Annotated in this window: 10 protein-coding genes; 8 read left to right on the forward strand and 2 right to left on the reverse strand. The window is 68.3% G+C overall.

The genetic code is table 11. The annotated features are described in order from the left end of the window. Window positions 1–13 precede the first annotated feature (13 nt). The 8 genes from gmk to SNE34_RS12865 all read left to right on the forward strand — a co-directional run bounded on the left by gmk (window position 14) and on the right by SNE34_RS12865 (window position 8,849). Window positions 14–634, forward strand: a complete 621-nt coding sequence (gene gmk / locus SNE34_RS12830) for a guanylate kinase (protein WP_332618201.1) — start codon at window positions 14–16, stop codon at window positions 632–634. Window positions 635–747: 113 nt separating this feature from the next. After that, window positions 748–1,047, forward strand: a complete 300-nt coding sequence (gene rpoZ / locus SNE34_RS12835; RefSeq protein WP_332617849.1) for a DNA-directed RNA polymerase subunit omega — start codon at window positions 748–750, stop codon at window positions 1,045–1,047. Between the two features lie 102 nt (window positions 1,048–1,149). Next, on the forward strand, window positions 1,150–3,333 hold the full coding sequence (locus tag SNE34_RS12840; protein ID WP_332617851.1) for a RelA/SpoT family protein: 2,184 nt from the start codon (window positions 1,150–1,152) through the stop codon (window positions 3,331–3,333). A gap of 104 nt (window positions 3,334–3,437) precedes the next feature. After that, a complete protein-coding gene (locus tag SNE34_RS12845; RefSeq protein WP_332617853.1) occupies window positions 3,438–3,821 on the forward strand; it encodes a RidA family protein in 384 nt (127 codons plus the stop codon). Next, window positions 3,814–5,964 carry an ATP-dependent DNA helicase RecG gene (gene recG / locus SNE34_RS12850; RefSeq protein ID WP_332617855.1) on the forward strand — a complete coding sequence of 717 codons (2,151 nt, stop codon included), beginning with the start codon at window positions 3,814–3,816 and terminating at the stop codon, window positions 5,962–5,964. The genes SNE34_RS12845 and recG overlap by 8 nt, the downstream gene beginning before the upstream one ends. Before the next feature lie 36 nt (window positions 5,965–6,000). Beyond that, a complete protein-coding gene (locus SNE34_RS12855; protein ID WP_332617857.1) occupies window positions 6,001–6,936 on the forward strand; it encodes a nucleoside hydrolase in 936 nt (311 codons plus the stop codon). Between the two features lie 105 nt (window positions 6,937–7,041). Further along, window positions 7,042–7,284, forward strand: a complete 243-nt coding sequence (locus tag SNE34_RS12860) for a type B 50S ribosomal protein L31 (RefSeq protein ID WP_332618202.1) — start codon at window positions 7,042–7,044, stop codon at window positions 7,282–7,284. A 248-nt stretch (window positions 7,285–7,532) separates the two neighbouring features. After that, a complete protein-coding gene (locus tag SNE34_RS12865; RefSeq protein WP_332617860.1) occupies window positions 7,533–8,849 on the forward strand; it encodes a citrate synthase in 1,317 nt (438 codons plus the stop codon). 56 nt (window positions 8,850–8,905) lie between these two features. Here SNE34_RS12865 and SNE34_RS12870 read toward each other — a convergent pair whose 3' ends face one another. Further along, entirely contained in the window at window positions 8,906–9,607 is a 702-nt protein-coding gene (locus SNE34_RS12870; protein WP_332617861.1) for a hypothetical protein, read from the reverse strand. Window positions 9,608–9,696: 89 nt separating this feature from the next. After that, the gene (locus tag SNE34_RS12875) at window positions 9,697–12,180 is read right to left on the reverse strand and encodes a penicillin-binding protein 1A (protein ID WP_332617863.1); all 2,484 of its coding nucleotides are present in this window, start codon (window positions 12,178–12,180) and stop codon (window positions 9,697–9,699) included. Between the last annotated feature and the right edge of the window lie 26 nt (window positions 12,181–12,206).

Genomic DNA, 12,206 nt, shown 5'->3' on the forward strand with positions numbered 1-12,206 from the left:
ACATCGAATGAGCATGCGCGGAACCCTCTACATCGTCGCCGCGCCCTCGGGCGCCGGCAAATCGAGCCTGGTCAACGCGGTGCTCGCGCACGACCCCAACATCGCGCTGTCGATCTCGTTCACCTCGCGCCCGCCGCGGCCGGGCGAGCGCCATGCCGAGCATTACCACTTCGTCGACGCGGCCGAGTTCGAGCGTATGGTCGAGGCCGGCGACTTCTTCGAGCACGCCCGCGTCCACGGCGACTGGAAGGGCACCGCCCGGCAGTCGGTCGAGCCGCAACTGGCATCGGGCAAGGACGTGCTGCTGGAGATCGACTGGCAGGGCGCGCGCCAAGTCCGGGCCAAGGTGCCGGGCGCGGTCAGCGTGTTCATCCTGCCGCCGTCGCGCGACGCGCTGGAGCAACGCATGCGCACCCGCGGGCAGGACAGCGAGGCGGTGATCGCCCAGCGCCTCGCGGCCGCGCGCGAGGAGATGTCGCATTACGGGGAGTTCGACTACGTCATCGTCAACGAGCACTTCGCGGTCGCGGTCGAGGAGATGTGCGCGATCTTCACCGCCAGCCGGCTGCGCCGCGACGCCCAGGTCGCGCGGCACGGCAAGCTGATCACGACCCTGCTGGCCAAGGGCGATTGACGGTCCCGTAACTGATTGATTCACAAGACGCCTACTTGCTTCCGAGCAGGCGCAACCGCTACAATCCCGTCCCCTTTGCACACGTATTGACGGCCCCGGCCGCCAGGAGCCCCATGGCCCGCATCACCGTAGAAGACTGCCTGCAAGTGGTCGACAACCGTTTCGAACTCGTCATGATGGCCGCCAAGCGCGCCCGCCAGCTGGCCAACGGCGTCGAGTCGCAGCTGGACAACAGCGAATCCAACGACAAGCCGACCGTGCTGGCCCTGCGTGAGATCGCCGCCCGCCAGATCGATTCCGAGTACATCGACGCGGTCGACAAGTCCGAGCGCGAGCGCAAGGAGCGCGAGGCGCTGGAATGGGCCGCCGCCGAAGTGGTTGCCGACGACGACCTGTCAAAGGGCGACGACTGAGCCGCCAGGCTGTCGCAGTCCCCGTAGCGAGCCCCGCCAAGCGCGGGGCTCGTGCTTTCTGCCGCATTGCACCACGCCGCGCCGGGCGCGTAGATTGCCTGCATGAGCCCCACCGAGCCCGTCTGTAGCCGCACCGAGCTGCCCGTCGTCGACGTCGCGGCGCTGCCCGGCTACCTGCACGAGCTGGAACAGGCCACCGCCTATCTGGATGAATCACAGCGCGAGTTGCTTCGTCGTGCCTGGGCGGTCGGGGCCGCCGCCCATGCCGGCCAGACCCGCCGCTCCGGCGAGCCCTATATCACCCACCCGGTCGCGGTCGCGCAGGTCCTGGCCGAACAGGGGCTCGACGTCGAGACCCTGCTGGCGGCGATCCTGCACGACACCATCGAGGACACCCCGCTGACCCGGGCCTGCATCGCCGCCGAGTTCGGCGAGACCGTGGCCGAACTGGTCGATGGCGTCACCAAGCTCGACAAGCTGCAGTTCCGCGACCGCCAGGAAGCCGCCGCCGAGAGCTTCCGCAAGATGCTGCTGGCGATGTCGCGCGACCTGAGGGTGATCCTGATCAAGCTTGCCGACCGCCTGCACAACATGCGCACGCTCGGCGCCAAGGACGCGGCCTCGCGCCAGCGCATCGCCCGCGAGACGCTGGAGATCTACGCGCCCATTGCCCAAAGGTTGGGCATGAACCTGATCAAGGCCGAGCTGCAGGACCTCGGTTTCCGCGCGCTGCATCCGTGGCGCCACGCGGTGCTGGAAAAGCGCATCCGCACCCAACCGCTGGTGCGCCGCGAGGCGCTGGTGCAAATCGAGGCCAACCTGGCGCAGAAGCTGGCCAAGGAGAAGCTGCCGCACCGCCTGATCAGCCGCGTCAAGTCGCCTTGGAGCATCTACAGCAAGATGCGCGCGGAGCACAAAAGCTTCACCCAGGTGATGGACGTGTTCGGTTTCCGGGTGGTGCTGCGCAAGGTTGCCGACTGCTACCACGCGCTCGGCGTGGTGCACGCGACCTACAAGCCGCTCGACGCGCGCTTCCGCGACTTCATCGCGATTCCGAAGGCGAACGGGTACCAGTCGTTGCACACGGTGCTGTTCGGTCCGTACGGCTCGCCGGTGGAGGTCCAGTTGCGGACCGAGGAGATGGATCTGATCGCCGAGAAGGGCATCGCCGCGCACTGGTCCTACAAGGATGGCGGCGAAGGCCCCAACAGCGCCCAGAGCCGTGCCCACAGCTGGATCACCGGGCTGGTCGAGTCGCAGCACGCGACCGGCTCGTCGCTGGAGTTCCTAGAGAACGTCAAGGTCGACCTGTTTCCGGACGAGGTCTACCTGTTCACCCCGAAGGGCGACATCCTGTCGCTGCCGCGCAATGCCACCGCGCTCGATTTCGCCTATTCGGTGCATACCGACGTCGGCAACCAGGCGGTGGCGGCACGGGTCGACGGCAAGCTGGTGCCGCTGCGCACCCGACTGGCCAGCGGCCAGCGGGTCGAAGTCATCACCGCCAAGTCGTCGATGCCCAAACCGCAGTGGCTGGAGTTCGTGGTGTCCGGCAAGGCCCGCACCTCGATCCGCCAGCAGCTCAAGCACATCGAGCACGAGGACGCGGTGCAGCTGGGCCATCGCATGCTCGACCGCGCGCTGGAGGTGCTCGACAGCTCGCTGGAACGGGTGCCGTCGCCGCGCATGGACAGCTATCTGCACGAGCACCACTACCCGCGGCTGGAGGCCCTGCTCGCCGACATCGCGCTGGGCAACCGCATGCCGAACCAGGTGGCCTCGCAGCTGGTGCGCGGGAGTGCCGCGTCGACCGCCCGCGGCCCGCGCGAACGTCTGCAGTCGGCGCCGGACAAGATCCTGATCACCGGCGCCGAGCGCGGCGTCATCAGTTTCGCCAATTGCTGCCTGCCGATTCCCGGCGACGAGATCATGGGTTACCACACCACCGGTAAGGGCATCGTCGTGCACCGGATGGATTGCCCCAACGTCGCCGACTACCGAAAATCGCCGGATCGGTGGGTGGCGATCGGCTGGGACCGCAAGGTCAGTGGCGACTTCAGCGCGGCGCTGCGGATCGAGGTCGACAACCGCCCGGGTGCATTGGCGCAGGTCGCCGCGGCGATCGCCGACGCCGAGTCCAACATCGACCGGGTCGAATACCTGGAGCGCGACACCCATATCGCGGTGCTGCGCTTCTCGATCGAGGTCGGCGGCCGCCGCCACCTGGCCAACGTCCTGCGCAAGGTGCGCAAACTCGGTGTGGTGGTCGGCGTGCAGCGTTTGTAGAAGCGACGTAAGTCGCGACCGGACACGCCGCAGCAGGGACGGTTCTGGTTCGCGGCTGAAGCCGCTCCTACAATGCGGGCTCAACCCACGACGCCGGAGTCCGCATGTCCCGTACCCCGATCCATACCGAACAGGCTCCGGCCGCGATCGGCCCGTACTCGCAGGCCGTACGCATGGGCGCGACGGTGTTCCTGTCCGGGCAGATCCCGCTCGACCCCGCCACAGGCGATCTCGTCATTGGCGACATCAGCGCGCAGGCCCGTCGCGCGTTCGACAACCTCGCGGCCGTGTGCGAGGCCGCCGGCGGCTCGCTCGCCCAGGTCGCGCGGCTTGGCCTGTATGTCACCGACCTCGGCGACTTCGCCGCGGTCAACGCGGTGATGGCCGATTATTTCGACGCGCCATACCCCGCGCGCTCGACCATCGAGGTCTCGGGCCTGCCCAAGGGCGCGGCGTTCGAGGTCGACGCGATCATGGTCATTGGCTAGACGCGCCGCCCGTCCCGCACCCGCGCTGGCCGCGGTCGGCGACACCCCGCTGACCGCGTTGCCGGGCTGCGGTCCGAAGGTCGCCGAGAAGCTCGCCGCGCGCGCCCTGGTCTGCCTGCAGGACCTGTGGCTGCAACTGCCGCGGCAATACGAGGACCGCACCCGGCTGACCTCGATCCGCGCGCTGCAACCTGGCGTGGCGGCGCAGGTCGAGGGCCGGGTCGAGGCGGTCGAACGCGGTTTCCGTTACCGGCCGATGCTGCGCGTCGCGGTCAGCGACGACTCGCACGCGACCGTGGTGCTGCGTTTCTTTCATTTCCGCGCGGCGCAGGTCGCGCAGTTCCAGCCCGGCGAGCGGGTGCGTTGCTACGGCACTCCACGGCCGGGCCAGCACGGGCTGGAGATCGTGCATCCGAGTTACCGCGTGCTCGACGCCACCGATGACGAACTTGGTAACCAACTCGATCCGGTCTATCCGACGGTCGAGGGCGTAGGCCCGGCGTCGTTGCGACGGCTGATCGGCCTTGCACTGGACAGGCTGCCGGCCGAGGATGCGCTGGAGCTGCTGCCACGGGAACTGCGCGATCCGCTGCGCCTGCCCTCGTTGCGCGAGGCGTTGCTGGTCGTGCACCGCCCGCCGCGCGACGCCGACGTCGGCGCCTTGCTCGCCGGCACCCATCCGGCCCAGCGCCGGTTGGCGCTGGAAGAACTGCTGGCACACCATCTGAGCTTGCGCCGCCAGCGCATCGCCCAGCAGGCGCATGCAGCTCCCGCATTGCGCGACACCCGGCTGGCGAACCAACTGCGCAAGGCACTGCCATTCCGCCTGACCGGTGCCCAACAGCGCGTGTTCGAACAGATCCTGGTCGACCTCGCGCGGCCTTCGCCGATGCTGCGGCTGGTCCAGGGCGACGTCGGCAGCGGCAAGACCGTGGTCGCCGCGCTGGCGACGATGCTCGCGGCCGCCGCCGGCCGTCAGGCCGCGTTGATGGCGCCGACCGAACTGCTGGCCGAGCAGCACCTCGCCAACCTGCGCGGCTGGCTCGAACCGCTCGGCGTGCGCGTCGCCTGGCTGGCCGGCAAGGTCACCGGCCGCGCCCGCGCGAAGGTGCTCGAGCAGGTCGCGTCGGGCGAGGCCCAGGTCGTGGTCGGCACCCACGCGCTGATGCAGGCCGGCGTCGCCTTCCACGACCTCGCGCTGGCGATCGTCGACGAGCAGCATCGTTTCGGTGTCCACCAGCGCCTCGCCCTGCGCGACAAGGGCGCCGGCGGCAGTGTCGGTGCGTCGGCGGTGGTGCCGCACCAGTTGGTGATGACCGCCACCCCGATCCCGCGCACGCTGGCGATGTCGGCCTATGCCGACCTCGATGTCTCGGCGATCGACGAACTGCCACCCGGTCGGACCCCGGTGCAGACCGTCGCGCTCAGCGCCGAACGCCGGCCGGAGCTGGTCGAGCGCATCCGCAAGGCCTGCGCCGAGGGCCGGCAGGCGTACTGGGTCTGCACCCTGATCGACGATCCGGAAGAGACCGACAAGCCCAGCGCGGCGATGAAGATCGAGGCGCAGGCTGCGCAGAGCACGTTCGAGGCGCTGTCGGCGCAGTTGCCGGAGCTGCGGGTCGGGCTGGTCCACGGGCGGATGAAGGCGGCCGACAAGCAGGCGGCGATGTTCGCGTTCAAGGCCGGCGAGATCGACCTGCTGGTCGCGACCACGGTGATCGAGGTCGGGGTCGATGTGCCCAACGCCTCGCTGATGATCATCGAGAACGCCGAGCGCCTCGGCCTCGCCCAACTGCATCAGTTGCGCGGGCGGGTCGGGCGCGGCAGCGCGGCGTCGAGTTGCGTGTTGCTGTATCGCTCGCCGCTGTCGATGCTGGCGCGGCAGCGGCTCGAGACCATGCGCGACACCAACGACGGTTTCCTCATCGCCGAGAAGGACCTGGAGCTGCGCGGCCCCGGCGAACTGCTCGGCACCCGTCAGACCGGCCTGGCCGGATTCCGCCTGGCCGACCTCGCGCGCGACGCCGACCTGCTGCCGCAGGTGCATGCGATGGGCGAGCGGCTGCTGACGGAATCGCCGGACGTCGCCGAGGCGATCGTCGCGCGCTGGGTCGGCGCCGCCGCGCGCTACGCCAGCGCCTGAGTCGATCGCCGTCGGCACAGCCGGCATAATCGGACGATGACCGACAAAATCCCGTTGCTGATCGATACCGACCCCGGCGTCGACGATGCGCTCGCATTGCTGATGGCGTTCAACGACCCACGCCACGAGATCGTCGGGTTGACCATCGCCGCCGGCAATGTCGGCCTGGCGCACACCGTCGCCAACGCCCTGAAGCTGTGCGAGGTCGCCGCGGTCGCGCCGCCGGTGTTCGCCGGCTGCGCCGCGCCGTTGCTGCATGCAGCCGAGGATGCCGGCTACGTCCACGGCCGCGACGGCTTCGGCGATGTCGGCCATCCGCCGGCGGACCGCCACGCCGAGACCGAGCATGCGGCGCAGGCGATCTTGCGGCTGTCGCATGAGCATGCCGGCCGGCTGCTGCTGGTCGCGCTCGGTCCACTGACCAACCTGGCGGTCGCGCTCAAGCTCGACCCGACACTGCCGCAGCGTGTCGCGCGACTGGTGGTGATGGGTGGCGCGGTCACCGGCCGCGGCAATACCAGTGCGGTCGCCGAGTTCAACATCGGTTTCGATCCCGAGGCCGCGCACATCGTGTTCGACGCGTTCGCGCGGGTCGAACTGGTCGACTGGGAGGCGGTGATGGAGCACGGCTTCCGTCACGCCGATGTCGAACGCTGGCTGCAATGCGGCAGTTCGCGGGCCGGGTTCTACGAGAGCATCTCGCGCAGGACCCGGCAGTGGGCCGCCGAGCGCCGCGGCGAGCGCTGGCATTCGGCCGATGCGCTGGCCATGGCCCATGCGCTGCATCCCGACGGTGCGCTGGAGGTGGCCGAACGCCCGCTGGCGATCGAGCTGTCCGGCCTGCACAGCCGCGGCGCGACGGTGGTCGACTGGCAGCGCCGAGGCGGCAACCCCGACAACGCGGCGATCCTGCTGCGCTACGACCAGGCCCGGTTTGAAGGCCTGATCGAGGCCGCGCTGGCGGCCGGGTAGGGCGCGGCTCCCGCCGTCACCAATTCGGCCGGTTCACGGACTTGCGCCGGGCTTGTCCGGCCCGTTATACTGCCCAGCTTCCTTCCGCATAATTGGTGAGTGCCAATGAAAGCCGGCATCCATCCCGAATACCGCGAAGTCGTGTTCCAGGACGTGACCAGCGACTTCCAGTTCCTGACCCGCTCGACCCTTGGCAGCAAGGAGTCGGTGAAGTGGGAAGACGGCAACGAGTACCCGTTGATCAAGATCGACATTTCGTCGGCCTCGCACCCGTTCTATACGGGCAAGCACAAGATCATGGATACCGGCGGTCGCGTGGACAAGTTCCGCAAGCGCTACGCCAAGTAATTCGCGACGACGACGTCGCCGTATCCGGGTTTCGAACGACGGCTGCCGAAAGGCGGCCGTCGTTGTTTCAGCCCCGTCACCGTACCGAAAGCGGCATTTTCGAACGGCTCGTCATCGGTTGGAACACCCTGTCCCGATCGCTGGTGACCTGAACCGTTGTGCGATAATTGGGGATCGCGCTCGCCGCGATCCCTGTCCCCCATCCGTGCCGCATGCGACATGCGGCACGTCGACATGAGGAGTGCTCCGTGTCAGCTTCTGCAAAGCCCGCCACCACCTCCGGCCTCGACCAGGTCACCCTTGCCGCCGGCGACACCCGCGTCGAACTGCCGGTGCAGCACCCGACCCTGGGCGCGCCGTGCATCGACATCGGCAAGCTGCCCAAGGCCACCGGCTGCTTCACCTACGACCCGGGCTTCACCGCCACCGCCAGCTGCAAGTCGGCGATCACCTACATCGACGGCGAAGAGGGCGTGCTGCTGTACCGCGGCTACCCGATCGAGCAACTGGCCGAGAAGTCCAGCTTCCTCGAGGTCGCCTCGCTGCTGATCAACGGCGAACTGCCGAACAAGGCCGAGTTCGCCTCGTTCGAGCACGAAGTGACGCATCACACGATGATGCACGAGGCGTTCAAGAGCTTCCTCGGCGGCTTCCGCCACGACGCCCATCCGATGGCGATGCTGGTCGGCATGCTCGGTTCGATGGCGAGCTTCTACCACAACGACCTCGACCTCGACGATCCGGAACAGCGCCGCTTGGCCGCGGTCCGCCTGATCGCCAAGGTGCCGACGATCGCCGCGGCCTGCTACCGCCATTCGATCGGCTGGCCGCTGCGTTACCCGCGCAACAACCTCGACTACACCACGCGCTTCCTGCACATGCTGTACGAGGTTCCGAGCGAACCGCTGGAGCTCAACCCGATCGCGGCCAAGGCGATGGACCTGTTGTTCATCCTGCACGCCGACCACGAGCAGAACGCTTCGACCTCGACCGTGCGCCTGGTCGGCTCTACCGGTGCCAACCCGTATGTCTGCGTCGCTTCGGGCGTCGCCGCGTTGTGGGGGCCGGCACACGGCGGTGCCAACGAAGCCGTGCTGAAGATGCTCAACGAGATCGGCCGTCCGGAGAACGTGCAGTCGGCGATCGACCGTGCCAAGGACAAGGAGTCGGGCTTCCGCCTGATGGGCTTCGGCCACCGCGTCTACAAGAACTACGACCCGCGCGCGGCGCTGGTGCGCAAGATGGCCCACGAGGTACTCGGCGAACTCGGCGTCAACGACCCGCTACTGGACGTGGCGATGAAGCTGGAAGAGGCCGCGCTGAAGGACGACTACTTCGTGCAGCGCAAGTTGTACCCGAACGTCGATTTCTACAGCGGCATCATCTACAAGGCGCTCGGCATCCCGGTGGAGATGTTCACCGTGATGTTCGCGATCGCCCGTACCGCCGGCTGGGTCGCGCACTGGCTGGAACAGCAGGACGACCCGGAGAACAAGATCGGCCGTCCGCGGCAGATCTACACCGGTGCGGCCAACCGCGATTATGTGGGGATGGACCAGCGCTGAGGCACCTCGGACGATGAAGAAAAACGCCCCGATCGGGGCGTTTTTTTTGTCCTGTCTCAGCCCTCGTAGCCGTCGATCTCCTCGTCGGCCAGCAACTGTCGCAACTGCGCCGCGCTGGCGCGCGCCATCGGCTTCTCGTCGATCATCGACAGTGGGGCCTGGCGCAACTGCATGCGCGGCAACACGGTGATATCGAACGCCAGTCCCTCCGCTCCGAACAGCCACACCGGGAAATCGCCACTGCGCTCGCGGTCCAGGCGCAAGCGGCGGCCGCCGGCCTCGGCCGGGATCCCATGTTGTTCCAGGAAGCGCGCGACCGCGTCGGCATCGTCGCTGTAGACCTGCAGCGCGACCGGACTGTGGGCATCGGCGGTGCCTTCGAGCACCGGTCCGACCAGCCGCGGGTCGAATGGCTGGAAGAATTCCAGCGCGCGCAGGGCCGCCTCGCGGCGGCTGCGCAGTGCATCGATGCTGTCGGGCTGGAACAGGCGCTGGTACTCGCGCAGCGCGTCCTCGATCTCGCGGTTGCGCGGCAGCGAGGCGTCATCGAGGATGCCCAGCCGCTGCGCGGCCTTGAGCTTGGCCTGGTGGTAGTCGCGCAGGCCGCCCTCGGCGATCAGCCGCGCGGCCTCGTGGGCGAGGCGGTGGCGACGTTCACGGAGGCGGGTCTGCGCATGCTGCGAATGGCGGCTGGGGCTTGAACCATCCTGCGGATGCGATCTCGACTGCGAACGTGTCGATGACTTGTGGCGTGGCATGGCGACCTCCGCAGCGAAGGGCGGCAACGCCGGGCGTGCCGCGGCGGTCCGGGATCGGTTCCCGGACCCTCGCGAGCACGCTAGCACGACTAGAAGATGTCGAATGTCTCCTCGGCGCGGGCGGCGTCGACGGCGTCGTCGAACGCGGCGTAGCTCTGCATCCGTTCCAGGTCCTCGGTCTTGACCCACTCGCTGATGCCGCCGCTGCCGGCCGGCAACAGGCTGCCGTTCGCCGCCACCGATACCTCGACCATGCCTTCGGGCGGCTCGTTGGCCGCGACCGGACGGTCTTCCAGGGCGATCCGCATGTAGTCGATCCAGATCGGCAATGCGGCGCGGCCGCCGTACTCGCCGCGGCCGAGGCTCTCGAAGTTGTCGCGGCCGACCCAGACGGTGGTCACCAGGTTGCCACCGAAACCCGAGAACCAGGCGTCGCGATAGTCGTTGGTCGAACCGGTCTTGCCGGCGATGTCCTCGCGGCCGAGCACCTTGGCCTTGGTGCCGGTGCCGCGCTGGACCACGTCGCGGGTCATCGAAACGATCTGGTAGGCGACACGGGCATCGATCGCGCGCGGTGCGATCTTCATGTCGGCCGGCGGCTCGACCGTTTCGGCGGGCTGGCTGGCCTTGGGCTCGGGCGCCGGGGCGGCGGCGACCGGTCCCAGGTTGAAGCCTTCGACCACGGTCTTGGCGGTGGTGCTGGCGGCGCTGTGCTGGCCGCCGGCGCAATACGGACACGCGGTCGCCGGATTCTCTTCGAACACCACCGCGCCGTCGCGGTCCTTGACCTGCTTGATGAACCACGGCGTGACCCGGAACCCGCCGTTGGCGAACGCGGCGTAGCCACGCGCGACCGAGATCGGGGTCAGCGACGCGGTGCCCAGCGACATCGACAGGTTCGGCGGCAGGCTGGCCTCGTCGAAGCCGAAGTGGCTGATGTACTTGCGGGCGTAGTCGACGCCGATCGCGTCGAGCAGGCGCACCGACACCAGGTTCTTCGAGCGCACCAGCGCCTCGCGCAGGCGCATCGGACCGGAGAACTTGCCGCCGTCGTTCTGCGGACGCCAGATGTGGCCGCGCCGATCCTTGAACACCACCGGCGCGTCGAGCACGATCGAGGCCGGATTGAAGCCACGCTCGAGTGCGGCGGCATACAGGAACGGCTTGAAGCTCGAGCCCGGCTGGCGACGCGCCTGGGTGGCGCGGTTGAACTTGCTGCCGGCGAAACTGAAGCCGCCCGACAATGCGCGCAAGGCGCCGGTCTCGGCCTCCAGCGACACCAGCGCCGACTGCGCCCGCGGGATCTGGGTGAGTTTGTACTCCGGGGTGGCGCCGGGCTCGTCCTTGCCGGTCGGACCGGTGGTGGCGCGGCGCACGCGCACCAGGTCGCCACGCTTGACCAGGCTGGCCGGGCTGCGGTCGTTCCAGCCGTCATCGGCACCCAAGGTGATCTTGCGGCCGCTGCGCAACACCAGGGTCGCGCCGCCGTCTTCGGTGCCGAGCACGATCGCCGGCAACATGTCGGTCTGGGTCGGGATCGAGCGCAATCGACTGCGGGCGGCTTCGGCATCCTCGTCCGCGCCGAGATCGAATTCCTGCTCGACCCCGTGCCAGCCGTGGCGGCGGTCGTAGAGCACCAAGCCGTCGCGCACCGCCTGGTTGGCCGCGCGCTGCATCTGCGGATCGATCGTGGTGGTGACGTGGTAACCCTTGGTCAGCGCCTCGGCGCCGAACCGCGCGATCATCTCGCGCCGCACCATCTCCGACACGTAGGGGGCGTACAACTGGATCGGTGGCTCGTGCGCGGTGGCATGCATCGGCACCGCCTGCGCACGCGCCATCTCGGCGTCGCTGATGTAGTCCAGCGCGGCCATGCGCTGCAGGATGTAGTCGCGGCGCACGCGCGCGCGTTCCGGATTGCTCAGCGGGTTGCCGCTGGACGGATGCTTGGGGATGCCCGCGAGCGTCGCCATCTCGTCGAGCGCGAGTTCGTCCAGGTCCTTGCCGTAATAGAACTCGGCCGCGGCGGCGACGCCGTAGGAGCGATTGCCGAAGAAGCCCTTGTTGAGGTACAGCTCGAAGATCTCGTCCTTGCTGAGTTCGCGCTCCATCCGCCACGCCAGCATCATCTCGGCGATCTTGCGGGTGTAGCTGTATTCGGAACTGAGGAAGAACTGGCGCGCGACCTGCTGGGTGATGGTCGAGCCACCCGGCACGCGGCTGTCGTCGGTGGTGGCCAGCAGCCACACCGCTCGGGCGACGCCGATGTAGTCGACGCCGTGGTGTTCGTAGAAGCGGCTGTCCTCGATCGCGATGAAGGCCTGCTTCAAGCGCTCCGGCACCGCCTCGATCTGCACCGGGTAGCGCCGGGTCTCGCCGAATACCGCCATCAGCCGGCCGTCGCGGGCATAGACGTACATCGGCTCCTGCAGATCGACATCGTGCAGGGACTCGACATCCGGCAGTTTTGGAGCGACCAGGTAATAGACGGTGCCCAGCGCGATCACGCCGAGTACGGCGAGGCCGGCTGCGGCCAACAACGCCCAACGCAGCAGGCGACGAAAACGGGGCATCTGTTAAATCCGAATTGCGAGTGTCG

It is taken from the genome of Novilysobacter erysipheiresistens (assembly GCF_036663935.1).
GTDB classification, from domain to species: domain Bacteria; phylum Pseudomonadota; class Gammaproteobacteria; order Xanthomonadales; family Xanthomonadaceae; genus Novilysobacter; species Novilysobacter erysipheiresistens.